The sequence below is a fragment of the Pollutimonas bauzanensis genome, from assembly GCF_900129885.1.
In the GTDB taxonomy this organism is placed as follows: Bacteria; Pseudomonadota; Gammaproteobacteria; order Burkholderiales; family Burkholderiaceae_B; genus Pollutimonas; species Pollutimonas bauzanensis.
Genome location: NZ_FQXE01000007.1, coordinates 187,146 through 211,990 on the forward strand (window position 1 = coordinate 187,146; position 24,845 = coordinate 211,990).

The 24,845-nt window shown below is 63.0% G+C and carries 21 protein-coding genes; 12 read left to right on the plus strand and 9 right to left on the minus strand.

All coding sequences use genetic code 11. The annotated features are described in order from the left end of the window. The first annotated feature begins 9 nt into the window (after window positions 1–9). Genes BUB23_RS14885 through BUB23_RS14910 form a run of 6 tightly spaced genes read left to right on the plus strand, consistent with a single transcriptional unit; the run spans window position 10 to window position 5,980 of the window. Window positions 10–1,572 carry an ABC transporter substrate-binding protein gene (locus BUB23_RS14885; RefSeq protein WP_073104096.1) on the plus strand — a complete coding sequence of 521 codons (1,563 nt, stop codon included), beginning with the start codon at window positions 10–12 and terminating at the stop codon, window positions 1,570–1,572. Between the two features lie 15 nt (window positions 1,573–1,587). Beyond that, on the plus strand, window positions 1,588–2,544 hold the full coding sequence (locus tag BUB23_RS14890) for an ABC transporter permease (protein WP_073104181.1): 957 nt from the start codon (window positions 1,588–1,590) through the stop codon (window positions 2,542–2,544). 3 nt (window positions 2,545–2,547) lie between these two features. Then, window positions 2,548–3,372: an ABC transporter permease gene (locus BUB23_RS14895; protein ID WP_073104097.1), complete on the plus strand. Its 825-nt coding sequence runs from the start codon at window positions 2,548–2,550 to the stop codon at window positions 3,370–3,372. Window positions 3,373–3,381: 9 nt separating this feature from the next. Beyond that, window positions 3,382–4,248, plus strand: a complete 867-nt coding sequence (locus tag BUB23_RS14900) for an ABC transporter ATP-binding protein (RefSeq protein ID WP_084136043.1) — start codon at window positions 3,382–3,384, stop codon at window positions 4,246–4,248. Further along, window positions 4,241–5,026 carry an ABC transporter ATP-binding protein gene (locus BUB23_RS14905; protein ID WP_073104183.1) on the plus strand — a complete coding sequence of 262 codons (786 nt, stop codon included), beginning with the start codon at window positions 4,241–4,243 and terminating at the stop codon, window positions 5,024–5,026. The genes BUB23_RS14900 and BUB23_RS14905 overlap by 8 nt, the downstream gene beginning before the upstream one ends. Window positions 5,027–5,047: 21 nt before the next feature. Beyond that, entirely contained in the window at window positions 5,048–5,980 is a 933-nt protein-coding gene (locus tag BUB23_RS14910; protein ID WP_073104099.1) for a LysR substrate-binding domain-containing protein, read from the plus strand. Window positions 5,981–5,994: 14 nt separating this feature from the next. Here the strand turns inward: BUB23_RS14910 and dut are convergent, their stop codons facing one another. Genes dut through BUB23_RS14935 form a run of 5 tightly spaced genes read right to left on the minus strand, consistent with a single transcriptional unit; the run spans window position 5,995 to window position 12,054 of the window. Beyond that, a complete protein-coding gene (dut, locus tag BUB23_RS14915; protein ID WP_073104100.1) occupies window positions 5,995–6,444 on the minus strand; it encodes a dUTP diphosphatase in 450 nt (149 codons plus the stop codon). A gap of 39 nt (window positions 6,445–6,483) precedes the next feature. Beyond that, the gene (gene coaBC / locus BUB23_RS14920) at window positions 6,484–7,695 is read right to left on the minus strand and encodes a bifunctional phosphopantothenoylcysteine decarboxylase/phosphopantothenate--cysteine ligase CoaBC (protein ID WP_073104101.1); all 1,212 of its coding nucleotides are present in this window, start codon (window positions 7,693–7,695) and stop codon (window positions 6,484–6,486) included. A gap of 37 nt (window positions 7,696–7,732) precedes the next feature. Then, on the minus strand, window positions 7,733–8,269 hold the full coding sequence (gene lspA / locus BUB23_RS14925; protein ID WP_073104102.1) for a signal peptidase II: 537 nt from the start codon (window positions 8,267–8,269) through the stop codon (window positions 7,733–7,735). Then, window positions 8,262–11,099 (minus strand): isoleucine--tRNA ligase, encoded by a 2,838-nt coding sequence (gene ileS / locus BUB23_RS14930; protein ID WP_073104184.1) that lies wholly within the window; start codon window positions 11,097–11,099, stop codon window positions 8,262–8,264. The genes lspA and ileS overlap by 8 nt, the downstream gene beginning before the upstream one ends. Beyond that, a complete protein-coding gene (locus BUB23_RS14935; protein ID WP_073104103.1) occupies window positions 11,089–12,054 on the minus strand; it encodes a bifunctional riboflavin kinase/FAD synthetase in 966 nt (321 codons plus the stop codon). Before BUB23_RS14935 ends, ileS begins: the two co-directional genes overlap by 11 nt. Before the next feature lie 44 nt (window positions 12,055–12,098). Between BUB23_RS14935 and purN the strand changes: the two genes are divergently transcribed. From purN to BUB23_RS14965, 6 genes are all read left to right on the plus strand, one after another. Further along, window positions 12,099–12,785 carry a phosphoribosylglycinamide formyltransferase gene (purN, locus tag BUB23_RS14940; protein ID WP_073104104.1) on the plus strand — a complete coding sequence of 229 codons (687 nt, stop codon included), beginning with the start codon at window positions 12,099–12,101 and terminating at the stop codon, window positions 12,783–12,785. 218 nt (window positions 12,786–13,003) lie between these two features. Next, window positions 13,004–14,350 (plus strand): class I SAM-dependent methyltransferase, encoded by a 1,347-nt coding sequence (locus BUB23_RS14945; protein ID WP_143160999.1) that lies wholly within the window; start codon window positions 13,004–13,006, stop codon window positions 14,348–14,350. A 216-nt stretch (window positions 14,351–14,566) separates the two neighbouring features. After that, entirely contained in the window at window positions 14,567–15,775 is a 1,209-nt protein-coding gene (locus BUB23_RS14950) for a DesA family fatty acid desaturase (protein WP_073104105.1), read from the plus strand. Further along, window positions 15,772–18,120 carry a UvrD-helicase domain-containing protein gene (locus BUB23_RS14955; protein WP_073104106.1) on the plus strand — a complete coding sequence of 783 codons (2,349 nt, stop codon included), beginning with the start codon at window positions 15,772–15,774 and terminating at the stop codon, window positions 18,118–18,120. Before BUB23_RS14950 ends, BUB23_RS14955 begins: the two co-directional genes overlap by 4 nt. A gap of 12 nt (window positions 18,121–18,132) precedes the next feature. Continuing rightward, complete coding sequence (locus BUB23_RS14960; RefSeq protein WP_084136046.1) at window positions 18,133–18,486, plus strand: DUF1330 domain-containing protein; 354 nt, start codon at window positions 18,133–18,135, stop codon at window positions 18,484–18,486. Window positions 18,487–18,583: 97 nt separating this feature from the next. Continuing rightward, entirely contained in the window at window positions 18,584–19,708 is a 1,125-nt protein-coding gene (locus BUB23_RS14965; RefSeq protein WP_073104108.1) for a zinc-dependent alcohol dehydrogenase family protein, read from the plus strand. Window positions 19,709–19,941: 233 nt separating this feature from the next. Here the strand turns inward: BUB23_RS14965 and BUB23_RS14970 are convergent, their stop codons facing one another. Genes BUB23_RS14970 through dapD form a run of 4 tightly spaced genes read right to left on the minus strand, consistent with a single transcriptional unit; the run spans window position 19,942 to window position 24,756 of the window. Next, a complete protein-coding gene (locus BUB23_RS14970; RefSeq protein ID WP_143160991.1) occupies window positions 19,942–21,888 on the minus strand; it encodes an ABC-F family ATP-binding cassette domain-containing protein in 1,947 nt (648 codons plus the stop codon). Further along, a complete protein-coding gene (prmB, locus tag BUB23_RS14975) occupies window positions 21,885–22,781 on the minus strand; it encodes a 50S ribosomal protein L3 N(5)-glutamine methyltransferase (RefSeq protein ID WP_073104113.1) in 897 nt (298 codons plus the stop codon). Before prmB ends, BUB23_RS14970 begins: the two co-directional genes overlap by 4 nt. 11 nt (window positions 22,782–22,792) lie before the next feature. Next, entirely contained in the window at window positions 22,793–23,935 is a 1,143-nt protein-coding gene (dapE, locus tag BUB23_RS14980; protein ID WP_073104120.1) for a succinyl-diaminopimelate desuccinylase, read from the minus strand. Further along, complete coding sequence (gene dapD / locus BUB23_RS14985; protein ID WP_073104121.1) at window positions 23,935–24,756, minus strand: 2,3,4,5-tetrahydropyridine-2,6-dicarboxylate N-succinyltransferase; 822 nt, start codon at window positions 24,754–24,756, stop codon at window positions 23,935–23,937. The genes dapE and dapD overlap by 1 nt, the downstream gene beginning before the upstream one ends. Window positions 24,757–24,845 lie beyond the last annotated feature (89 nt).

A 24,845-nucleotide genomic window follows, 5' to 3' on the forward strand; every position in this document is an offset into this window, starting at 1 on the left:
GGTGAAATCATGCATTCATCAGACAGACTCTTCCACAACAGGCGCCGGCTGCTCAAGGCCACAGGCGCCGCCGCGGCCGCGCCGTTCGCCACTTTTCCCGGCTTGTCATGGGGGCAGGGCAAGCAGGATTTGCTGCGCGCGGGCATTACCGGCTTTAATGTAATCAATACGCTGGATCCGGCAAAGGCTTCGCTGCTGCCCGAGTTCTACGTGATATGGGCCTGCTTCAACGGTCTGCTGAAGTTCGACGAGAAAATGCAGGTGACCGCCGATCTCGCCGAAAGCTTCTCGCCCGTCGATGGCGGATTTGAATTCGTGCTGCGCAAAGGCGTCAAGTTCCACGATGGCAGCGAGTTGACCGCCGACGACGTCAAATTCACATTCGAGCGGCTGGCCGATCCCGCGACGGCGTCTTCCAATCGGGGGCGCTTTGCGCATGTTCGCGAAATTCGAATCCTGGATACTCATCGCGTGCAGATCCTGGCCGACAAATCGCTGGCGACCCTGCTGTCCAGCCTGACGAACACTCGCACCGGCTCGCAGATCGTTTCGCGCAGCGCATTCAAGGCGCGCGGAGCGGCTCAATTCGAACGCCAGCCGATAGGCACGGGGGCGTATGCCGTAAAAGAATGGAAGGCCAACAGCATGGTGGAGCTCGAAGCGCATAAAGCCTACTTCCAGAGCGGCAAGCCGACCATTGCGCGCGTGCAGATGCCGCTCATACCGGAAGAGTCCAGCGGGATGCGCGCCGTGCTGGGCGGACAGCTCGATATCACGAGCACCGCGCCGTTCTCCGACATCAAGAGCCTGGAAGGCCGCAAGGATGTGCGCGTCTATCGCGCCTCCGGGCTGAACAATCGCTATATAACGCTGAATGTCCGGCGCGCTCCTTTCGATGACGTGCATTTTCGGCGCGCCGTGTCGTTGGCGATCAACCGGGACGTGCTGGTCAATGCCGTGCTGTTCGGCGAGGGCGCGGCTGCGGGAAGCCTTTTGCCGCCAAGCTTGTCGGACCCGCGGGAACTGCCGGAGCTGGCAATCTTCAACGCTGAACGCGCCAAGGCCGAGCTGGCCAAATCCAAGTATAAAGAAGGCACGCAGGCTGTGCTGCTGGGCTGGGGCTCATCATGGTGGAAGCGATTTGCCGAGATTGTCGTCGCGCAGGTGAATCAGGTCCTGGGCACGAAGATACGCGTCGAGGTCTATGATTCGAATACCGTCTACAGCCGCCTGAAGGCGGGTGATTTCGATGCGGCGGTATGGGGCTGGCTGGGCCTTACCGACCCTGACGAATACCTGGGCGAAATCCTGGGGACAGGGCAGTGGCGGAATTTCCAGGGGTATAGCAATCCCGGCCTGGACGCCCTCCTGGAAAAGGGCCGCAACACCCTGGATCTGGCGGCTCGCAGAGAGGTGTACGCGCAGGTCGAGTCGATCGCGATCGATGACATGCCTGCCATCCCATGCTTCTACTCCAACATCCACAATCTTTCATCGCAGCGCCTGCAAGGCTTTACGCAACTGCCTTTCGGAAATTTCGGCGACCAGTTCCAGGACTTGCGCTTTGTGTAGGGGATGGTGAGCGCCATGCGTGACTTTCGGACTCTATTGATCAGGCCGGTATTGCTGCTGCTGATGTGCGTTGCGGGAGCCTTGGCGGTGTTCCTGACTATGCAGGCGGCGCCGGGCGATCCCGCGCTGGTTGTCCTGGGAGAGCAGGCCAATCCGGAAGCGGTCGCGGCCTACCGGGCGGCCCATTACCTGGACGACCCGGCGCTAGTCCAGTTTCTGCATTGGGGCAGGGGACTGCTCACTGGCGATTTCGGTTTGTCACTGTCCGTCGCGAAGGGGCAGCCGGTCGCCGGGCTGGTCGGCGACCGGCTGCCCAATACCTTGTTCATAGGCGCCTATGCCATGTTGCTGGCGCTGGCTTTTTCGTTGATAGCCGGCACATTGGCGGCCCGCAACCGGGGCAATGCGATAGACGTCGCCGCCACGTCAGTGGCCGTGCTCGGAATTTCCATGCCTGATTTCTGGCTTGCTTATGTGCTGGTATTCGTTTTTGCCCTGACGTGGCAGATTTTTCCCGCCTACGGCTTCATCACGCCATCGACCGATATGTTCCAGGCGCTGCATAGCGGATTCCTTCCGGCGCTGGCGGTATCCGCGCCGCTGGCCGCGGTGTTCACCCGGATTCTGCGGGTCTCTCTTATCGAGAACCAGTCCAAAGACTATGTGCGCGCGGCGCGGTCCTTCGGATTCTCGCAGCGTTTCGTTTTTCTGCACTATGTTTTGCGCAACGCGCTGGTGCCGTTCGTCACGATTGTGGGCATTCAGGCCAGGTATCTGCTCGGAGGCACGGTTGTCGTCGAGCGCGTGTTCGGAATCCCGGGCCTGGGTTCCTTGATGGTTGATGCGGCGTTTGCGCGCGACTATCCCGTGGTGCAGGCGTGCGCGCTGGTGTTTCTGGTGTGCATTTTATTGGTCAACTTCGTTGTCGACCTGGTTTGTCAGCTTCTAGACCCTCGCGGTCAGGCGGGGTGAAGAATGTTTTTCAAAGAAATTCTGCATCACAGGGCGGCTTTCGTCGGCTCATGCATTCTTGTCATCGTGGTGCTGGCCATATCTCTGGGGCGGTGGCTGATCCCGTATTCATCCATCGACATGGATTTCGCCAACATCATGGCGGCCCCCTCGCTGCTGCATCCGTTCGGCACGGATTCCATGGGAAGAGATGTGCTGGCGCGTGTGCTGGATGGCGCGCGCATGTCGCTGAGCATAAGCAGCCTGGGTGTTCTGTTCGCGGCCTGCCTGGGCACCGCCGTCGGGCTTTTTGCCGGGCGCAATGACGGCGTGGCGGCGCAGGTCATGATGCGTATCTCCGACTTCCTGTTTTCTTTCCCCAGTTTCGTGCTGGCGATCTTTCTGATGGTGGTTCTGGGGTTCGGGGCGCGCAATACCATGGTGGCGATCGCGCTGATCTATCTGCCTGTTTTCGTCAGGCTGGCGCGCAATCTGACGGTCGTGGCGCGCGACGACAACTATGTAAGGGCGGCGCGCATCAACGGGCAGTCGGGCGCATCCATCATGTTTCGCGAAATTCTTCCCAATATCCTGCCCCCCCTGCTGGTGCAACTGACGCTGGGCATTGCTTTCGGCATTGTGATCGAGGCCGGGCTGAGCTTTCTTGGCCTGGGCGTGCAGCCGCCGGCGCCTTCGCTGGGCTCCATCATGGCTGACGGACGCGAATATTTTGAAAGGGCGCCCTGGGTCTTGACGCTGACGGGATTGTTCATTTCCTTCGCGCTGCTCGGCCTGAATCTGCTGGGCGACGGCTTGCGCGACCTGACCGATCCACGTTTGAAGGCCTGAGGCGATACGATGACTAATAAACTATTGGATGTGCAGGATCTGCGGGTCGAGTTTTCAGGAAAACCCGTGGTCAAGGGTATCAGTTTCCATCTGAATCGGGGGGAGACCTTCGGCATCATCGGCGAATCCGGCTCGGGAAAGTCCGTGACGGCGCTGGCGCTCTCCCATCTCCTGCCATTCAACGCCCTGCGGTCCAGCCAGGTTTTCCGCTTTGACGGGGCGGACATGGCGCACGCGTCTAGCGCTCAGATAGACCGGCTGCGCGGCGCCGGCTGGGCCATGATTTTCCAGGACCCATCGGGGGCCTTCAACCCCGTCAAGCGTGTCGACTGGCATATGAAGCAGGTGCTGGACAGGGTGGCTTTGCGCGGGCGGGACAAACGGGCCGATCCCGTGGCTCTGCTCCAGGCGGTAGGCATCGAGTCGGCCCAACGCGTGCTGCACAGTTATCCGTTCCAGCTCAGCGGCGGCATGCTGCAGCGCGTGCTCATCGTCATGGTAGCGGCCATGCGGCCCAAACTCATCATTGCCGACGAACCCACCACCAACCTGGACAAAGTCATTGAGAACCAGATACTCGACCTGCTCGCCGATGCCCGGCGGCGGGTCGGAGCCACTGTCATTCTGATCACACACGATTTGCTCGTCGCCCAGCGCCACTGCGACCGCATCGCCGTCATGTACGAGGGCGAATTTGTGGAAACCGGCACGGCGGCTGAATTGCTTGGCAATCCACGCCATCCCTATACGAAAGCCTTGCTCGAGTCCTCGCGGTCGCTGGTGCGCGGCGATGAACGGCTCAAAGAGGTTCCCCCCGGCCTGAAAGACGAAATCATGCAGTTCAATGCACATGCACAAGAGGCAGATCATGCTTGACGCACAACTGTCCATACAGGACGTTTCGGTAATTTTCCGGATAAGCCATGGATTCAGCCGCAGCCTGGTCCATGCCGTCAAGGACCTCAGCCTGTCGGTGGGCAAGGGCAAGACATTGGCCATCATCGGCGAGTCGGGCAGTGGGAAAACCACGATCACCAATGCTATATTGGGTCTGGTTCCCATTGCCTCGGGGGCCATACGGTTCGGCGATCAAGACCTGTGCAACGCCGGGCAACGGAATTTTCGCGCGAAACACCAGCCGGGCATACAGGTCGTGCTTCAGGACCCGATGTCCTCTTTCAACCCCCGCTACCGTTTGCGCAGCTCGCTGGCCATGCCCATGCGCGTGCATGGCTGGTCCGATCGCAGGGCGCGCGACGACAGGCTTGATGCGCTGGCGCATCGTGTCGGAATGGATCCGCAGTTGCTCGAAAAATATCCGCACCAGCTCTCCGGCGGGCAGCTGCAGCGGCTCAGCATCGCGCGTGCGATCAGCGTTTCGCCCAAGCTCATCATTGCGGATGAGCCTGCCTCGAAGCTCGATGTATCAGTGCGGGCCCAGGTGCTGAACCTGCTGAAGGATGTCATCAAGGAATCATCGATGGCCATGTTGCTGATTACGCACGACCTCGATGTGGCGCGCTATCTTTGCGAAGACGTGGCCGTCATGCGCTTCGGCGAAGTCCTGGAGCAAGGCCCGACCCGCTCCGTTTTCGCGCGGCCGCAGCACGAATACACGCGCAGCTTGCTGCAGTCCAGCGCAGGGGCGCCCTAGCGCTTAAAGGTAGGGGATGGCATGAATATACGACAGTTAGAGGCATTCCGCGCCACGGTCCTGGTTGGAACCGTCAATGGCGCAGCCAGCCTGCTTGGCGTATCGCAACCGTCTATCAGCCGCTTGATTTCCCAGCTGGAAAAATCATTGACGGTCGTGCTGTTCGACCGGGCCAACGGCCGCCTCGTATTGACGCCGGAAGGCAGGATGATCTACGAGCAGGTCGAACACACTTTCAGCGCTGTCGACAAGATACGGGAATTCGCCTCGGATATCCAGAACACCCGGATAGGCAATTTGTCGATCGCATGCATGCCCGCGCTGGGCCTGGGGTTTCTGCCCTCGGTTATCCATGATTTCTGCGCCGAGCATCCCAATGTAAGCATTTCGCTGGATATCCAGGTCTCTCCCAAGATCGAAGACTGGATAGTCGCCCAGCACATCGATTTCGGCCTGGCGCAACTGCCCTTCAATCGCGATGATATCGTGGTCGATGATTTCTGCAATATTCCCTACTATGCCGTCCTGCCCCGGGATCACCCGCTGGCCGGGCGCGCCGCCCTGCATCCCAAGGATTTCGACGGCCTGCCGTTCATCTCGTTGACGCGCAGCAATTCAGTCCGGCATCTGGTGGATCAGTTTTTCAGCACCCATGAAGTCAATCGCGTGATGCGTCTGGAAACATCCTATCTGTCGGCGGTATGCAAGCTGGTCCAGGCCGGCCTGGGCGTCGGCCTGGCCGATCCCTTCAGTGTCCAGGACCACATCGATGGTGTCGTGGCGCGCCTCATGTCGCCCTCCGTCGATTTTCGTGTCGGCCTGATGTATGCCAGCCACCGCCCGCTTTCAAAAGTCGGCCGCGCCTTTATCACCTTCCTGAAGCAGCGCCGCGACGAGTTGATGAACAATGTACTCGTGGCGGCGGGACGCGGCGGCAAGTCCCGCGGCAAATAATTCCGCCGGACCTTTCAAGACCGCCCGGTGCTGCCGAAGCCGCCGGCGCCCCGGGCGCTGTCTTCGAATTCGTCGACGATGTCGAATTCGATCTGCTGCACCGGCACGATCACCAACTGCGCCAGGCGTTCCATGGGCTGCAGCACAAAATCCTGCCGGCTGCGGTTCCAGGCGGAAACCATGAGCGGGCCCTGGTAGTCCGAATCGATCAGGCCGACCAGATTGCCGAGCACGATGCCATGCTTGTGGCCCAGCCCCGAGCGCGGCAGGATCATGGCCGCATAGGCGGGGTCGGCTATGTGTATGGACAGGCCGGTGGGCACCAGTTCGGTCGCGCCGGCGGCAAGCGTCAGCGGCTGGTCTATGCAGGCGCGCAGGTCCAGTCCCGCCGAGCCGCCCGTGGCGTAGGCGGGCAGGTAGTCGTTCATGCGCGGGTCGAGTATTTTAAGAGCGATTTTTCTCATGGTCTTGTGTCGATGTCGTGGAGGGTCGGCCCTGCCGGATCATGCCGCGGCATGTTTTCGCGGCAGGCGTTCGGCAATGGCCCGGATCAATTGCCGCGCGGCGGCTATCTTGGGCAGGCGGGGCAGGGCGTGGTGGCCGGCATCGTCGAACAGCACCAGTTCCGTCGTATCGGCGTTCATGGCATGCTGCGCCAGGTTGCCGACGAGCAGGGGCACGCCTTTGCGCCGGCGCTTGGCTTCGGCGTATTCCAGCAGGTTTTCTGTTTCGGCCGCGAAGCCCACGCACCATGGACCGGCGCGCATCCTGGCAACCTCGGCGAGGATATCGGGATTGGGCGCGAATTCCAGCTCGGGGGCCTGGCCGGAGGCGTTTTTCTTCAGCTTGTTGTCGCTGGCGTTCACCACCCGCCAGTCGGCCACCGCCGCCACGGAAATGAACACATCGGCGCCGGCCGCCTCGGCCATCACGGCGGCATGCATATCCAGGGCGCTTTCGACATTCAGGCGCAGGACGCCATAGGGGGCCGGCAAGGCGGTGGCTCCTGAAATCAGGACGACTTGCGCACCGGCTTCGCGCGCGGCCTGCGCGACCGCGTAGCCCATCTTTCCGGAGGATCGGTTGGTGATGACGCGCACCGGATCGATCTTTTCCGAAGTGGGTCCCGCCGTGATGACGACACGCTTGCCGGCCAGGAGCTTGGGCTGGAAAAAGGCGGTCAGTTCGGCCAGCAGTTCGTTCGGCTCCAGCATGCGGCCGCTGCCGACCTCCCCGCAAGCCTGGTCGCCTTCGGCCGGCCCGAGGATGGCCACGCCGTCGGCCCGCAACTGCGCCACATTGCGCTGGGTCGCGGGGTGCAGCCACATTTCGCGGTTCATCGCCGGCGCCACCAGCAGCGGGCAGCTGCCTTTGGCCACGCACAAAGTGGACAACAGATCATCGGCCAGCCCATGCGCCAGCTTGGCCATGAAGTCGGTGCTGGCCGGCGCCACGAGAATGGCGTCGGCGCCCCGGCTGAGGTTGATGTGCGCCATATTGTTGGGCACGCGATTGTCCCAGGTATCGACAAATACCGGGCGGCCGGACAGGGCCTGCATGGTAAGCGGCGTGATGAATCGGGTGGCCGCCTCGGTCATGACCACATCGATCACGGCGCCCTGGTCCTGGGCGCGCCGCAGGAGTTCGGCTATCTTGTAGCACGCGATGCCGCCGGTAAGGCCCAGGACAATGCGTTTCTGCGCGAGTTCTAGCATGAAGACGTTCGCTCTATGTAAAGGTCAGGCTGGAAGATCAGGCCGGCTTTTCGGGCTTATGCTTATTGCGGCGCACCCGCAATATTTCGTCCAGCACCAGCAGAATGGCGCCGCAGGTGATGGCGATATCCGCCACGTTGAATGCCGGAAAGTACCAGCTGTTCCAATAAAACAATAAAAAATCGATGACATGCCCGTGCTGCATGCGGTCGATGCCATTGCCGACCGCGCCGCCCAGGATGCACATGAGGGAAGCGCTGAACAGGGTCTGCGCCGGGCTGCGACGCAGCAGATGGATGATCAGGCCGGTCGCGCCCAGGGCGATGGCGCTGAAGAGCCAGCGCTGCCAGCCTGTGCCGTCGGCCAGGAAGCTGAAGGCGGCCCCGGGGTTGTACAGCAGGGTGAAGTCGAAAAACGGCAGCACGGGCCAGCGCTCACCGTAGCGCATCTGGCCGTCAAAGTATATCTTGGTGGCCTGGTCCAGCAGGATGATCAGCAGGGCGCCCGCTATCCAGCCCCAAAAGCGCAGTGCTTTGCGGGGCTGGCCGGATGGGCTGGCGCAGGGCTTAGGCATGCTGGCGCGGCTCGCCCAGGCCGAACAAGTTGGCTACGCAGCGCCCGCAAATGGCGGGATGCTCGGGATCGGCGCCGACATCCTCCCGGTGATGCCAGCAACGCTCGCATTTCTGGTTTTTCGTGGGATTGACGACTATGCGCAAAGCGCCTTCACCCGCATGCAGCGTGGCGCGCGAAACGATCAGTACGAAGCGCAGGTCGTCCGCCAGGCTGGCCAGCAATTCGTGGTCGCCGCCGCCGGCGTAGACATCGAGTTCCGCCGCCAGCGAAGAGCCGATGTCGCCGGCCGCGCGCACCTCTTCGATCTTGCGCATGACCTCTGCGCGGATCTCGCGCAGGCGTTCCCATTTATCGCGCAGCAGTTGCGCGTCCACCTGGTCGGGCAGGGCATGGAACAGCTCGGTGAAGATGCTGGACGCGGCATGGCCGGTATGCAGGTCCTTCCATGCCTCTTCGGCGGTGAACGATACGATGGGCGCCAAAAGCTTGATCAGCGCGTGCGTGATGTGGTGGATCGCCGTCTGCGCCGAGCGGCGCGCAATGCTGTCCTTGCCGGCGGTATAGAGGCGGTCTTTCAGCACATCCAGATAGAAGGCGCCGAGATCTTCCGAACAGAAGATCTGCAGGCGCGACACGATGGGATGGAATTCATAGCGCTTGTAGTTGGCCAGGGTTTCAGCCTGCATGGCCGCCGTCATGGCCAGGGCATAGCGGTCGATCTCGAACATGTGCTCGAGTTCCACGCTATCGCTGGCGGCGTTGAAGTCTTGCAGATTGCCCAGCAGGAACTTGAGCGTGTTGCGGATGCGCCGATAGCCTTCCACCACGCGCTTGAGGATTTCATCGGAAATCGACAACTCGCCTGAATAGTCGGTGGCGGCCGTCCACAGGCGCAGGATTTCCGCGCCCAGGGAATCGGAAACCTTTTGCGGCGCAATCACATTGCCCACGGATTTGCTCATTTTGCGGCCTGCGCCATCCACCACGAAGCCATGCGTCAGCAGGGCCTTGTAGGGCGGGCGGCCATACAGCATGCAGCTGGTCAGCAGCGAGGAATGAAACCAGCCGCGATGCTGGTCCGAGCCTTCGAGATACAGATCGGCGGGCCATGCGAGATCGTCGGCATGGGAACCTTGCACATCACGGTCCTGGCCGCCCAGCACCGTGACGTGGGTCGTGCCGGAATCGAACCATACATCTAGCGTATCGCGGTTCTTTTCGTACTGGCCGGCCTCGTCGCCGAGCAATTCCGCGGGGTCGAGCGATTGCCAGGCTTCGATGCCATGCCGCTCGATGCGCTGGGCCACCTGCTCCATCAGCTCGATGGTGCGCGGGTGCAGTTCGCCGGTTTCCTTGTGCACGAAGAAAGCCATGGGCACGCCCCATTGGCGCTGCCTGGACAGGGTCCAGTCGGGGCGGTTGGCGATCATGGCATGCAGGCGCGCGCGCCCCCAGGCGGGGTAGAACTCGGTGTTGTCTATGCCTTCCAGGGCGGTTTCACGCAAGGTCCGGCCGCTCTCGGGCTGGCGGTCCATGCCGGCAAACCATTGGCTGGTGGCGCGGTAAATGATAGGCGTCTTGTGGCGCCAGCAATGCATGTAGCTGTGCACGTGCTGCTCGGTGTGCAGCAGGCTGCCGGCCTGGTCCAGCGTCTCGACGATGAGCGGGTTGGCCTTCCAGATCATCAGCCCGCCGAACAGCGGCAGGCTTTCGGCATAATGGCCGTCGCCCATGACCGGGTTGATGATCTGGTCATCGGTCAGGCCGTGGGCCTTGCATGACACAAAGTCTTCAATGCCATAGGCCGGCGATGAATGCACCACGCCCGTGCCGCTATCGAGGGTGACGTAGTCGCCCAGGTACACCGGCGCCATGCGCCGGTAGCCTTCGTGCGCGTCATAGAGCGGGTGCTTGAATTCCAGATTGGTCAGCGCGTCGCCCTTGGCCGTGGCGACAATGCGCCCGGCGAGTTTCCATTGTTCCAGGCAGGACGCAACCAGGTCTTTGGCCAGCAGCAGCATGCTGCCTGTGCCGCGCGGCTGGTCCAGCCTGACCAGGGCGTAGTCGATGTCGGGATGGACGTTCAGCGCCTGGTTGGCGGGCAGCGTCCAGGGGGTAGTGGTCCAGATGACGATGGCGCCATCGTCGACCTGCGGCAGCCCGAAGGCATGCGCGAGCTTTTCCTTGTCGCCGAATTTGAATGCGACATGGACGGAGGGATCTTTGCGGTCGGCATATTCGACTTCCGCCTCGGCCAGCGCCGAACCGCAATCGAAGCACCAGTTGACCGGCTTGAGGCCGCGGAATACATAGCCCTTTTCCAGGATGCGGGCCAGCGCGCGCAGCTCGTCGGCTTCATTGCTGAAGTTCATGGTCAGATAGGGCCGTTCCCAGTCGGCCAGCACGCCCAGGCGCTTGAAATCCTTGCGCTGGCGGTCGATCTGCTCATAGGCATAGGCCCGCGCCTTGGCCTGGACCTCGGCGACAGGCAGGTGCTTGCCGTATTTTTTCTCGATCTGGATCTCGATGGGCATGCCGTGGCAATCCCAGCCGGGCACGTATACCGCGTCGTAGCCGGCCATGGCGCGGCTCTTGACGATGATGTCCTTGAGCACTTTGTTGACGGCGTGGCCTATGTGGATGTCGCCGTTGGCATAGGGCGGGCCGTCGTGCAGGATGAATTTCGGCCGACCTTTGCTGGCCTCGCGTATGGCGGCGTAAACCTTTTTTTCTTCCCATTCGGCAATCCAGCCGGGTTCGCGCTTGGCAAGGTCTCCCCGCATGGGGAAGGGGGTTTCGGGCAGGTTTAAGGTTTTTCTATAGTCCATGGAAGGCGAAATAGTCGCGAGCGCTTTGTACATCGTTGTCGATGGCGGCGATCATTGTGGGAAGGTCGGGAAATTTTTCTTCGTCCCGCAGATACTCGAGGAACTCAATAGATGTGAGTTTACCGTATGCGTCCAGGTGGCAATCCAGCAAATGCACTTCCAGCATCAGGCGCCCGCCATGCGAGATGGTCGGGCGCACGCCCAGGCTGGCGATGCCCTGGATCGGCGCGGCGGCCAGGCCGTGCGCCCGCACCACATAGACACCCGAGCGGGCGGCGCATTGCAGCGGCACCCTGACATTCAGCGTAGGGTAGCCTATGGTGCGTCCGAGCTTCTGGCCGTGGACCACATGGCCGCTGATGCGATAACTGTGGCCGAGCAAATGCTCGGCGCGCTCCAGGTTGCCCACGGCCAGCGCCGTGCGGACCTCCGAACTGGAAATGCGGTGGCCATGTTCGTCGGCGATGTCCGCAATGGTTTCCACATCGAAGCCATATTGCTTCCCGGCCCGGCGCAGCAGGTCGACATCGCCGCTGCGCTTGTGGCCGTAGCGGAAATCTTCGCCCACCAGCAGCCAGCGGGTGTTCAGGCCGCGCACCAGCAGCCGTTCGATGAAGTCTTCGGCGGACATGTCGGCCAGCGCCTGGTTGAAGCGTTCCAGCACCAGCTGGCTGGCTTGATGCAGCCTGAGCGCCTGTATCTTGTCGCGCAGGCTGCTGATCTGGGTCGGAATCAGTTCGGGCCTTTGGCCGCGGCGGGCGAAATAGGCGCGCGGATGGGGCTCGAAGGTCATGACCGTGGCGGCCAGCTCGCGTTCCAGAGCCGATGCGCGCAGGCGCGCCAGGATAGCCTGGTGGCCGCGATGGACGCCGTCGAAATTGCCGATGGTCACGGCGCTGGGGCGCTGCGTATCGTAGCGGGGCAGGCTGCGATAAATTCTGGGAGATGCTTTCACACCCGAGAGTTTACAATTTTGCGTCGACTTACTCAGGAATTATTGTGCCGGATGCTTTTTCTACCCCTGGCTGCCGCCTCGTCGTGCTGATTTCCGGCCGCGGCTCCAATATGCAGGCTATCGTCAATACGGTGCGCGACCACGCGCTGCCGGCGGAAATCTGCGCCGTCATCGCCAACAAGGCCGAGGCGGCGGGCCTGGAATGGGCGGGCGCGCAGGGCATAGCAAGCCTGTCGGTGGCGCATCGCGACTATCCCAGCCGGGAAGCGTTCGATGCGGCGCTGGCCGCCGCCATCGATGCCTTCGAGCCGGATTATGTATTGCTGGCGGGCTTCATGCGGGTGCTGACGCCGGGATTCGTGGAACATTTCAATGGCCGGCTCATCAACATCCATCCGTCCCTGCTGCCCGCCTTCCCGGGCATGCACACCCACCAGCAGGCACTGGCGACGGGCGTGCAATGGCACGGCTGCACGGTCCATTTCGTGACGCCGGTGCTGGACCATGGCCCCATCATCGCCCAAGGCGCGGTGGCCGTGCAGTCCGACGACACGCCCGACAGCTTGGCCCGCCGTGTGCTGCAGCTGGAACACCGTTTATATCCGGACGTGGTACGCTGGCTGGCCGAAGGGCGCGTTTCGCTTGATGCCATGCAGCGCGTGCAGGTGCACGGCGTCGCCAGCCGCTCCTTCGTCCTGACGCCGCAAGGCGTCGAGCCATCACAAAGGTAAACATGAACAGTACAGACAAGCCTCGGCGCGCGCAGGGCAAAAGGCCCGAGCCCGGCAGGCAGGAACACGCAAGGGGCGGCGCCCGCTCCGGCCAGCGCGACCGCCACGCGCCGGCCCCGGCCCGCGACCAGGACGCCGCCGCCCGCCAGGCCGAGGGGGGCGCCTATGTCAGCCGGCCCTATGTAATGGCCGCCGTGCGCATCGACCAGGTGCGCACCGTGCTGGGCGAAATACTGCAATGGAAGTTTCCCGCCGACGCGGTATTGTCCCGCTGGCTGCGGGCCCATCCCAAACTGGGCGCGCGCGACCGCGGCGAGGTCGCCGAAGCGGTTTTCGATGTGCTGCGCCATTTGCGCCGCTATCGCCAGTTCGCCGAAAGCGGCAGCGGGCCGGCTGCGCGCCGCCTGGCCATACTGGGCCTGGCGTCGGTGTTCGACAAGGCGGTGCTGGACACGGGCTTGTCGGATACCGAGCAGCACTGGCTCGAACATGTCCAGCGCATCGACGTCAAAAGCCTGTCGCGCGCCGTGCGCGACAGCCTGCCCGACTGGCTGGACGAGCGTCTGGCCAAGCTGGAAGCTGCGGATTCCCTGATCGCTGCATTGAACAAGTCCGCTCCGCTCGATGTGCGGATCAATCCGCTCAAGGGCGATCGCGACGAAATGCTCAAATTATTGCGCAGCGGCCCCGCCGCGCGCTATGACCCGCAGCCCACGCCTTATTCGCCGTGGGGCATACGCATGCAGGGCCGCCCGCCGGTCAATCGCTGGCCGATGTTCGAGAAAGGCGAGATCGAGGTCCAGGACGAAGGCAGCCAGATCCTGGCTGCGCTGGTGGCTCCCAAGCGCGGCGAAATGGTCATCGACTATTGCGCGGGAGCCGGCGGCAAGACGCTGCTGCTGGGCGCCTTGATGCGCTCCACCGGCCGCCTGTACGCCTTTGACGTCTCGGCCGCGCGTTTGGCGCGGGCCAAGCCGCGCTTTGCCCGCAGCGGCCTGTCCAATATCGTGCCGGTGGTCATCAACGCCGATAACGACCAGCGCGTGAAGCGCCTGCGCGGCAAGGCGCACCGGGTGCTGGTCGATGCGCCGTGCAGCGGCCTGGGCACGCTGCGGCGCAATCCCGACCTGAAGTGGCGCCAGCATCCTGAATCGCTGCAAGAGCTGCAGGACATGCAGGCCAGCATCCTGCGCCAGGCAGCGCGTTGCGTCGCGCCCGGCGGGCGGCTGGTGTATGCGACCTGCAGCGTGCTTCCGGAAGAGAACGAAGACCAGATTAGTGCGTTTTTAGCCGATAATCCTGATTTTACGCTGCTCGATGCCAGCAACATCGTGGCAGATCGTTGCAAAAATCTGACACTGCAAGGCCCTTATCTGAGCATGCGGCCTGACCTCCATGGCACCGACGGCTTCTTCGCGGCGGTCATGGAGCGCGCCAAGGCGGCCGACCCTGAAAAGCCCGCGGCGCAGGCCAAAGAGGCACCGGCCCGGCCAGCCGATGCGCCTGAGCCTCCCCAGGACGCCCCAGAGGAGGCGCTGGACGCCGACATGGACGCGCAAGCTTGAAATCCGCCGCCCGCGCATGACGGCTTTGGCGGCGGCGCCATGGCTGGGCAGAGGCGCGCGGCGGCATCGGGACAGGGTTTAAAGACCCTGATGACAGCAAGGTAAGGCCTTGTTTAATTATTGATTTACGTTAAAACTAAATTGAAATTTAGCTGTCATATGGCTTACAAGTCGGCTACACTTTTCACTGTCTTAACATGAGGCCTTAACTGGTTTATGGACTACATACTCAATTTTCTAGCGGGTGGTTTGCTGCAGTTTTCGTGGTGGCAGGTTTTGCTGGCCACGCTTGTACTGACCCACATTACCATAGTCGGCGTCACGGTGTTCCTGCACCGCAGCCAGACCCACCGCGGCCTGGACCTTCATCCGGCAGTGATGCATTTCTTCCGTTTCTGGATGTGGCTGACCACGGGCATGGTCACCAAGGAGTGGGTGGCTATCCATCGCAAGCATCACGCCTACGTAGAGCGCGAGGGCGATCCCCATTCCCCGCTGGTATTCGGCATAGGCAAAGTGTTCTTTCGCGGCGCCGAACTGTACCGCCAGGAAGCCTCCATTCCCGACACGCTCAAGCGTTTCGGCCATGGCACGCCCGACGACTGGATCGAGCGCAACCTCTACACGCGCCACAGCCTGATGGGCATACTGATCATGCTGGTGCTGGACCTGGCCCTGTTCGGCGTCCTGGGTCTTACCGTGTGGGCGGTGCAAATGGCCTGGATTCCTTTCTGGGCCGCCGGCGTGGTCAACGGCCTGGGCCATTATGTGGGCTATCGCAACTACGCCAGTCCCGACACCAGCACCAATGTGTTCCCCTGGGGGATCATCATAGGGGGCGAAGAGCTGCACAACAATCACCACGCCTACGGCACATCGGCCAAGTTTTCGGCCAAATGGTATGAAGTCGATATCGGCTGGGGCTATATCAAGGTGCTCAGCGCGCTGCGCCTGGCCACGGTTCGCCGGGTTGCGCCCAAGCTCAAGCTCGAGCCATCGAAAAGCGCGGTCGACGCCAGCACCTTGCAGGGCGTCATCACTCACCGCTACGAAATCCTGGCCCGCTATACCGACCTGGTCAAGAAGGCGGCCAGCGAGGAACTCGCCAAGCTCAAGCCATCGCGCAAGCAAGGCAGCCCCGACTGCCGCTGGACCCTGCTCAGCCGCAGCAAGGACTGGCTGGCCCGCAACGACGATGCGCTCGAACCGGCCCAGCGCGCCGAACTCGAAACCATCCTGGCCGATAATCAGTCCCTGTCCACCCTGGTGCAAATGCGCCGCGAACTGACCCGCCTCTGGGAAAGCTCCAGCGCCAGCAGCGAACAATTGCTGGCCGATCTGCAGGCATGGTGCCAGCGCGCACAACAAAGCGGCATCGAAGGCCTCGAGCAGTTCGCCAACCGGTTGCGCCGCTACGCGGCATGATATCCAGTCTCAACCCTGAACAGCAAGCCGCAGTAACTCTCCCTTCCCGACACGCACTGGTTCTGGCCGGTGCGGGTAGCGGCAAGACCCGAGTCCTGACTACGCGCATGGCCTGGCTGATTCAAACCAGCCAGGCCAGTCCGTTTGGGCTGCTGGCGGTCACCTTCACCAATAAATCGGCGCGTGAGATGCTCACGCGCCTGTCCGCCTTGCTGCCCATCAATACGCGCGGCATGTGGGTCGGCACCTTTCACGGATTATGCAATCGCCTGTTGCGCGCGCATCACCGCGACGCCGGCCTGATTCAGACCTTCCAGATACTCGATAGCGCCGATCAGCTGGCGGCCATCAAGCGCCTGATCAAGGGCGCCGGCATCGATGACGAAAAGTTTCCGCCGCGCGATGTCCAGCGCTTCATCAACGGCGCCAAGGAAGAAGGGCGGCGGCCCCACGATGTCGCGGTCAATGATCCGCATGGCCGCCGCCTGGTCGAAATCTATCAGTTGTACCAGGACCAGTGCGAACGCGAGGGCGTGGTCGATTTCGCCGAATTGCTGCTGCGCGCCTTCGAGCTGCTGCAACGCAACGCCCCGATACGCGAGCACTATCAGCGCCGCTTCCAGCATATCCTGGTCGACGAATTCCAGGATACCAACACGCTGCAGTACCGCTGGCTGACCTTGCTGGCGGGCGGCGGCGCTTCCATTTTCGCCGTGGGCGACGACGATCAGTCTATCTACGCCTTCCGTGGCGCCAATGTGGGCAATATGGCCGACTTCGAGCGCGACTACGCCCAGGGCAATGTGATACGGCTGGAGCAGAATTACCGCTCTTACGGCCATATACTGGATTCAGCCAACGCCCTGATTGCGCACAACACCGCCCGCCTGGGTAAAAACCTGTGGACGGAGCAGGGCGTGGGCGAGCCGCTGCGGGTCGTGGAGCAGGCATCGGACCTGCTTGAAGCCCGATGGATCATCGACGAAATCAAGGCGCTGATCAACGATGGCCGCCTGCGCCGCGAAATCGCGGTGCTCTATCGCAGCAACGCCCAATCGCGGATCATCGAGCATGCCCTGTTTTCGGCTGCCATTCCTTACAAGGTGTACGGCGGCCTGCGGTTTTTCGAACGCCAGGAAGTCAAGCACGCGCTGGCCTATCTGCGGCTCATGGACAACCCGCATGACGACACATCATGGCTGCGGGTGGTCAATTTCCCGGCGCGCGGCATCGGGGCGCGCACGCTGGAGCAACTGGCCGATATCGCGCGCGAGCAGAATACCAGCTTGTTCCGCGCCGTGCCTTACATGGCGGGCAAGGGCGGCACCAATCTCGCGCGTTTTGCCGAACTGATCCAGCAAATGGCGCATGAGGCGCAGATACTGTCTCTGCCCGAGCTTATCGAGCATGTGGTGCATCACAGCGGCCTGCTGGCGCACTATCAGAACGACAGGGAAGGCGTCGACCGCCTGGAAAACCTCCAGGAATTGGTGAACGCCGCGGCTGGCTTCGTCGCCGAAGAGAATTTCGAAAACCTGCCGGCGGGGCGGATCGCCGACGACCGCGACGCGGCGGCGGTCCCGAATGCGGCCGACGGGGCCGGCATGCCCGCGGGTGCCGATGGCGCGGACGGCGATGCCGGCGCCCCGCCGGATGATGCTTTCCCCGGGGCGGCGAGCGCCATGTCGCCGCTGGCCGCCTTCCTGACCCACGCTTCGCTGGAAGCGGGCGACAACCAGGCGCAGGCGGGCCAGGACGCGGTTCAGCTGATGACGGTGCATGCCGCCAAGGGACTGGAATTCGATTCGGTATTCATCACCGGTGTCGAGGAAGGCCTGTTTCCGCATGAAAACAGCTTGCTGGAAGCCGCGGGGCTGGAAGAGGAACGGCGCCTGATGTATGTCGCCATTACCCGGGCGCGCGAGCGCCTGTACCTGACGCTGGCGCAAAGCCGCATGCTGCACGGGCAGACCCGCTATGCCATGCGCTCGCGCTTTCTGGACGAGATTCCCGACGAACACCTGAAATGGCTGACGCCCAAGGAAGGGCGCGCGGCGGTGCGCGAGAACACTTGGAGCGGCGCATTCCGGCGCGGCGACGCCTACAATCGGCCGGATAGCGGCACGGTGGCGCCCCGCATGCCGCGCAGCCTCGCGACGGGCGTCACAGTGGGCGAGCAGCACTTTCGCATAGGTTCGGGCGTGCGCCATGGCAAATTCGGCGAAGGCACGGTCATCGGCCTGAGCGGCATGGGCCAGGATGCCCAGGCGCAGATCCAGTTTCGCGAAGCCGGCACCAAGACGCTGGCCCTGGGCGTGGCCAAGCTCGAAATCATCGCGGGCTGAAGGGGAGGACGCATGGAAAACCAGAAAGCTATCGATGGCGCCCCGGCAGCGGCCGGTCCCGCGAGCGGCGTGGCGGAATCGCCCGCCTACCTTATCGGCCACATCACCGTCAAGGATGCGGCCAAATGGGCGGAGTATTGCAGCAAGGTTCCGGCCACGGTGGCGCCCTGGGGCGCGGAACTGGTGTTCCGCGGCGGGCGCGCCCGGGCGCTGGCCGGCGAACACGCCCACACCGATGCGGTGGTGATACGCTTTCCGGATCGCGCCTCCCTGGCCGGCTGGCACGCGTCCGCCGCCTATCAGGCCATCGTCCCCCTGCGCATGCAGGCGGCCGACGTGGTGATCATCGGCTACGACGGGCAATAGCGGCCGGCAGGCGCGCGGCCCTTCGGTATAAAATTCGTCAGTTTCCCGTGGACGGCGGCCGTACCCGTTTAATCGATTACTTTCGGATGACAAACCCATGAAAATCAGAGCGGCGCTTTTGCGCGAGGTCGGGATGGCGGCTCCCTATGCTGAAAGCCGGCCATTGCGCATCACCGAGGTTGAACTGGACCCGCCCGGTTTCGGCGAGGTCCTGATAAAGATAAAGGCGGCGGGCCTGTGCCATTCCGACCTGTCGGTCATCAACGGCGACCGCCCTCGCGGAGTGCCCATAGTTTTGGGGCACGAGTCTTCGGCGGAAGTGGTGCAAGTCGGCGGCGGCGTGTCCGACCTGCAGCCTGGCGACCATGTCGTCATGGTGTTCGTGCCGGCCTGCGGCTGCTGCAATCCCTGCATGCAGGCCCGGCCGGCGCTGTGCGAACCCGGCGCCGCGGCCAACACCCAGGGCACTTTGCTGGGCGGCGCGCGCCGCCTCCATATCGGCGACGAATACCTCAATCACCACACCGGCGTTTCATGCTTCGCGGACCACGCCGTCGTGTCCAGGCGTTCATGCGTCAAGGTCCTTGCGGACATTACGCATCGCGAGGCGGCCTTGTTCGGCTGCGCCGTATTGACCGGGGCGGGAGCCGTGATTAATCGCGCCCGGATCAGGGTGGGCGATACGGCCGCCATCGTGGGCCTGGGCGGCGTGGGCCTGAGCGCTTTGCTGGCGGCCGTGGCCGGCGGGGCGCGGCGCGTGGTCGCCGTCGACCTCAGCGATGAAAAGCTGGCGCTGGCCACGCAATTGGGCGCGACGCATGCCGTCAACCCCAGGCATGTGAAGAGCGATGCCGACCTGTACGAGATGGCGGGCGGGCAGGTGGATTACGGCTTCGACATGGCCGGCGCGGTTCCCGCCTTCGAGACCGCATATAAACTGACCCGCCGGGGCGGCGTCACGATTACCTCGGGCCTGCCCAATCCCAAATCCAGCTTCTCCTTGTCACTGTCCCAACTGGTGGGCGAAGAACGCGAAATTCGCGGCAGCTATCTGGGTTCCGGCGTGCCGGCGATAGATATCGGCCGCTACATCGACCTGTACAAGGCGGGAAGATTGCCGGTCGACCGGCTGCTGGGCAAATCGTTTTCGCTGGACCAGGTCAATGAAGGCTTCGACCATCTCGCCTCGGGTGGCAGTTTGCGGGACGCCATCGTTTTTTAACGATGTGCAGACTGGAAAGCCAACGGAGACATAACAATGTATAAGTATTAGCTCGCGCGCAACTTGCACCCGCCCACGGCGCCTGGCCATTGGGTTTATTGGACGGGTGCTGGTATCGAGCCTGGCAACCGGATTCATCGGAGGGGCGCCGGTATCTTTGCCGCGAGACGTGGTTCAGCCGAAAGTTAATGTAGGCGACAGCGGCGTGTCAAGGGCAACAGCCGCGTGTTCACTCAACTCCCGGCAAGCGACTCCAATTCCTCCTGCAACTCCAGCCATTGCTCTTCCAGCTGGCCATGCCTTTTGCTCAGTTCGCCGTGTTCCCCCAGCAAGCTGATGCGTTCTTCGCGGCGCGCCTCCGAATAGAAATCCGGGTCGGCGATCAAGGCGTCCAGCTCCTTCAGCCGCCGGCTGGCCTGCTCCATATCGGCTTCGGCCTTCTTCAGCCTGCTGTCCAGCGGCTTGCGCAAAGCCGCCAGGCGTTGCCGCTCCTCGGCATCCTGCCGGCGCTGCGCCTTGCGGTCCAGCCCCTGCGCCCCGGCGCTGCCACCTTGCGCATCGTTGCGTGCATCATTGCGCGCCTCGGCCCGGGCCGAGGCCGAGCGCGCCGCCAGCCAATCCCGGTAATCTTCCAGATCGCCGTCGAATTCATGCACCTGCCCATCGGCCACGATCCAGAAACTGTCCACTGTCGTGCGTAGAAGATGGCGGTCATGCGATACCAGCAATACGCTGCCGGCGAACTCCGCCAGCGCGGTCGCCAATGCTTCGCGCGTATCCACATCCAGGTGATTGCTCGGCTCGTCCAGCAACAGCAGATTGGGCTTCTGCCAGACTATCAGCGATAGCGCCAGCCGCGCTTTCTCGCCGCCCGACATCGGGGCCACTTTGTTGTTGACCGTGTCGCCGCTGAAGCCGAAGCCGCCCAGATAATTGCGCAATTCCTGCTCGCGCGCCTGCGGAGCCAGCCGCGACAGATGCTGCAGCGGCGTCGATTCCAGGTCCAGCATGTCCAGCTGATGCTGGGCGAAATAGCCTATTTCCAGGCCCTTGGAGGCGCGCCGTTCACCGGCCAGCACCGGCAATTCCTCGGCCAGGGTCTTGATCAGCGTGCTCTTGCCGGCGCCATTGACGCCCAGCACCCCGATGCGGCCGCCGCCGCGCACCATGAGCTGCACATCGCGCAGCACGACCCGGGCATTGCCCTGGTCGTCGGTATAGCCTGTCGACACCTTGTCCAGCACCAGCAAGGGGTCGGGCATGCTCGTCGGCGTGGGTATGCGTATATCGATGCCGGATTCGGCCTGCAGCGGCGCCAGCACCTCCATCCGGGCCAGGGCTTTCACGCGGCTTTGCGCCTGCTTGGCTTTGGTGGCCTTGGCCTTGAAGCGGTCGATAAAGCTTTGCAGCCGGGCCGTTTCGCGCGTCTGGCGGTCCCAGGCCAGGTGGGTCAGGCGCATGCGCTCGGCGCGCTGCGTCAGGAAGTCCTCGTAGCCGCCGCGGTACCGCATCAGCTTGCCATGGTCGAAATGCAGTATCGTCCTGGCCACCGCATCCAGGAATTCGGTGTCGTGCGAAATCAGCAGCACGGTGCCCTCATAGGAGCCCAGCCAGCGCTCCAGCCACAACATGGCGTCCAGATCGAGGTGGTTGGTCGGCTCATCGAGCAGCAGCAGTTCGGAAGGCGCCATCAGCGCGCGGGCCAGCGCCAGGCGCATTTGCCAGCCGCCGGAGAAACTGTTGACCGGGGAGAGCCACTGGCCGGGGGCGAAGCCCAGGCCGGCCAGCAGTTGCTCCGCCCGGGAAGGCGCGCTCCATGCGTCGGCCTCGACCAGGGCAGACTCCAGCTCGGCGATGCGATGGCCATTGCTGTCGGGCGTGCTGGCGCGTTCGGCCTGCAGGGCCCGCAGATGCGTATCTCCGTCCATCACGAACTCGCGGGCCGGGGCGCTGTTGTCGCTGATTTCCTGTTCGACGCTGGCGATGCGCCAACCCGCCGGGATGAATACCGTCCCGGCGTCGGCGTCGAGCCGCCCCTGCAGCAGGGAAAACAGGGTCGATTTCCCCGCTCCGTTCTTGCCGACCATGCCCACCCGCTCGCCGGGATTGATCACGAAATCGGTGTTCTCCAGCAGTACTTTCGCACCCCGGCGTAATGTCAAACCTGTAGCGCGGATCACGAGGCCAATTGTTCCCGGGTAAGCAGCAGGATCTGGTCTTCGGTATTGGCGGTGCTCAGCCAGACCGGCTCCAGGTCCGGAAATGCCGCGATGAAGTTTTCGTACTCATTGCCGATTTCAAGCACCAGCACGCCCTCGGGCGCCATGAAGTCGGGCGCCGAGCGCAACAGGCGGCGCACAAGGTCCATGCCGTCTTCGCCGCCCGCCAGGGCCATGGTGGGTTCGTGGCGATACTCGGCGGGCAGCGCCTCCATCGAATGGTTATTGACGTAAGGCGGATTGCAGACGATAAGCTGGTATTCGCACTGCGGCAACTGGTCGAACAGGTCGCTGCGGTGCGTGGTGATGCGGCCGTCCAGTCCCGACAGTTCGATATTCTCGTCGGCCACTTCCAGTGCGTGCTCGGACAGGTCCACCGCGTCGACCTGGGCGTTTTCAAAGGCCAGCGCCGCCAGTACGGCCAGGCAGCCCGAGCCCGTGCACAGGTCCAGCACGAATTCGACCTCGGCGGGGTCGGAAATCCATGGGCTCAGGCCGTCGGACAACAGTTCGGATATCGGCGAGCGCGGCACGATGACGCGCTGGTCCACCACGAAGCGGTGGCCCTGCAGCCACGCTTCCCCCGTGAGGTAGGCGGCGGGCACGCGTTCTTCCATGCGGCGCTCGATCAGCGTCAAGTAGCGTTCGCGCTCCTCCGGCAGGACCCTGGCGTCCAGGAAAGGCTCCAGCGTATCCAGGGGCAGATGCAGGGTGTGCAGCAGCAGATAGGCGGCTTCGTCCCAGGCGTTGTCGCTGCCATGTCCAAATGACAGCTTCGACGCGTTGAATTGGCTGATGGCATAACGCAGGAGATCGCGCAGGGTCAATAGCTCATGGTGGGCGGTTTCGTGCATGCGGGCTCCAATCAGGCCGTGTCGGGCAAAAGATGCTCGAGGCTGCGGCGATAGATGTTTTTCAAGGGTTCCAGCGTATCGAGCCGGATGTGTTCATTGATCTGGTGGATGCTGGCGTTGATCGGCCCGAATTCAATGACTTGCGGGCATATTCCGGCAATGAAGCGGCCGTCCGATGTGCCGCCGGTGGTCGATAGCTGGGTGGCGACACCGGTTTCGGCCTCGATGGCCTGGGCCAGCGCCGCGCTCAGTTCGCCTTTGGGCGTGAGAAAGGGTTTGCCGCCCAGGGTCCAGTCCAGATCATAGTCCAGTTGGTGCCGCCGCAGAATGGCGTTTACCCGCTCCTTCAGCATATCGGGCGTGCTGGCCGTCGAAAAGCGGAAGTTGAAGTCCAGCACCGCCGTGCTCGGCACGACGTTGGTGGCGCCGGTGCCCGAATGCAGATTGGACACCTGGAAGGTCGTGGCTGGAAAATATTCGTTGCCCGCATCCCATTGATGGGCGGTCAGGTCCACCAGCGCCGGCGCCAGCAAGTGGATGGGATTGCGCGCCAACTGCGGATAGGCCACATGGCCTTGCTTGCCCTTGATGGTCAGCTTGCCCGACAAGGACCCGCGCCTGCCGTTTTTTACCGTGTCGCCCAGGGTACCGACAGAAGTGGGCTCGCCGACTATGCAGTAGTCCAGCTGCTCGCCGCGCCGGGCCAGTTCCTCGCAGACTTTGACGGTGCCGTTGATCGACGGGCCTTCTTCGTCGGCCGTAATCAGCAAGCCTATCGAGCCCTGATGGCCGGGATGGCGGGCCACGAATTCCTCGACCGCGACCACGAAGGCCGCGATCGAGCTTTTCATGTCGGCCGCGCCGCGCCCGTACAGCATGCCGTCGCGCTCGGTCGGGGTGAACGGATCGCTGTCCCAGCGCTCCAGCGGCCCGGTCGGCACCACATCCGTGTGCCCGGCAAACACCAGCAGCGGCTGGGCCGCGCCGCGCCGCGCCCACAGGTTGACGACATCGCCGAAGACCAGGCTTTCACAGGCGAAGCCGGCGGCCTCCAGCCGGCGGGCCAGCATTTGCTGGCAATCGCAGTCGGCGGGCGTCAGCGAGGGCCTGGCGATCAGGTCCTTGGCAAGTTGCAGGACGGCGGAATCGGACATCAGGCCCTCAGCAAGTCGTTGATGCTGGTTTTGGAACGCGTCTGGGCGTCGACGCGCTTGACGATGACCGCGCAGGCCAGGCTGTGCGAGCCGTCGGCGCTGGGCAGCGAGCCCGGCACGACCACCGAGCCCGAGGGCACGCGGCCGTAGGTGATTTCGCCCGTGGCGCGATCGTAGATCTTGGTGCTCTGGGAAATGAACACGCCCATGGCCAATACCGAGTTTTCCTCGACGATCACGCCTTCGACGATTTCCGAGCGCGCGCCGATAAAGCAATTGTCTTCGATAATGGTGGGATTGGCCTGCAAGGGTTCGAGCACGCCGCCTATGCCTACGCCGCCAGACAAATGGACATTCTTGCCTATCTGCGCGCAAGAGCCGACGGTGGCCCAGGTATCGACCATGGTGCCCTCGTCGACATAGGCGCCGACGTTGACGTACGAAGGCATCAGGACCACATTGCGGGCGATGAAAGAGCCTTTGCGGGCGACGGCGGGCGGCACCACGCGAAAGCCGCCGTCGGCGAAAGCCTGGGCGTCGTAGCTCTCGAACTTGGTGGGCACCTTGTCGTAGAACTGCAGGGCGCCTTGGCCCATCACGACATTGTTTTCGAGCCGGAAAGACAGGAGCACGGCTTTCTTGAGCCACTGGTGCACGACCCATTCGGCGCCGATTTTCTCGGCGACGCGCAGCCGGCCCGCGTCCAGGTCCGCCAGCGCGGCCTGCACGGCTACCCTTATGGCGGCGTGCCCGGATGTCGGCGAGAGTTGCGCACGGTCTTCCCATGCTTGTTCTATGGTGCTTTGCAGATCGATAGTCATAGGCGTTTCATGTCTTTGTTGATGCAAGGTTTGGTGGGAACCGATGGGCAGTCTTGCTACTGGCCCAGTGGTAGGGGTATCTGGCTGTA

What these genes read in the sequence shown, in the direction of transcription:
- BUB23_RS14885 (WP_073104096.1), top strand. Translation starts at nt 10, where the DNA reads ATGCATTCATCAGACAGACTCTTCCACAACAGGCGCCGGCTGCTCAAG.
- BUB23_RS14890 (WP_073104181.1), top strand. Translation starts at nt 1,588, where the DNA reads ATGCGTGACTTTCGGACTCTATTGATCAGGCCGGTATTGCTGCTGCTG.
- BUB23_RS14895 (WP_073104097.1), top strand. Translation starts at nt 2,548, where the DNA reads ATGTTTTTCAAAGAAATTCTGCATCACAGGGCGGCTTTCGTCGGCTCA.
- BUB23_RS14900 (WP_084136043.1), top strand. Translation starts at nt 3,382, where the DNA reads ATGACTAATAAACTATTGGATGTGCAGGATCTGCGGGTCGAGTTTTCA.
- BUB23_RS14905 (WP_073104183.1), top strand. Translation starts at nt 4,241, where the DNA reads ATGCTTGACGCACAACTGTCCATACAGGACGTTTCGGTAATTTTCCGG.
- BUB23_RS14910 (WP_073104099.1), top strand. Translation starts at nt 5,048, where the DNA reads ATGAATATACGACAGTTAGAGGCATTCCGCGCCACGGTCCTGGTTGGA.
- dut (WP_073104100.1), bottom strand. Translation starts at nt 6,444, where the DNA reads ATGAGAAAAATCGCTCTTAAAATACTCGACCCGCGCATGAACGACTAC.
- coaBC (WP_073104101.1), bottom strand. Translation starts at nt 7,695, where the DNA reads ATGCTAGAACTCGCGCAGAAACGCATTGTCCTGGGCCTTACCGGCGGC.
- lspA (WP_073104102.1), bottom strand. Translation starts at nt 8,269, where the DNA reads ATGCCTAAGCCCTGCGCCAGCCCATCCGGCCAGCCCCGCAAAGCACTG.
- ileS (WP_073104184.1), bottom strand. Translation starts at nt 11,099, where the DNA reads ATGGACTATAGAAAAACCTTAAACCTGCCCGAAACCCCCTTCCCCATG.
- BUB23_RS14950 (WP_073104105.1), top strand. Translation starts at nt 14,567, where the DNA reads ATGGACTACATACTCAATTTTCTAGCGGGTGGTTTGCTGCAGTTTTCG.
- BUB23_RS14955 (WP_073104106.1), top strand. Translation starts at nt 15,772, where the DNA reads ATGATATCCAGTCTCAACCCTGAACAGCAAGCCGCAGTAACTCTCCCT.
- BUB23_RS14960 (WP_084136046.1), top strand. Translation starts at nt 18,133, where the DNA reads ATGGAAAACCAGAAAGCTATCGATGGCGCCCCGGCAGCGGCCGGTCCC.
- BUB23_RS14965 (WP_073104108.1), top strand. Translation starts at nt 18,584, where the DNA reads ATGAAAATCAGAGCGGCGCTTTTGCGCGAGGTCGGGATGGCGGCTCCC.
- prmB (WP_073104113.1), bottom strand. Translation starts at nt 22,781, where the DNA reads ATGCACGAAACCGCCCACCATGAGCTATTGACCCTGCGCGATCTCCTG.
- dapE (WP_073104120.1), bottom strand. Translation starts at nt 23,935, where the DNA reads ATGTCCGATTCCGCCGTCCTGCAACTTGCCAAGGACCTGATCGCCAGG.
- dapD (WP_073104121.1), bottom strand. Translation starts at nt 24,756, where the DNA reads ATGACTATCGATCTGCAAAGCACCATAGAACAAGCATGGGAAGACCGT.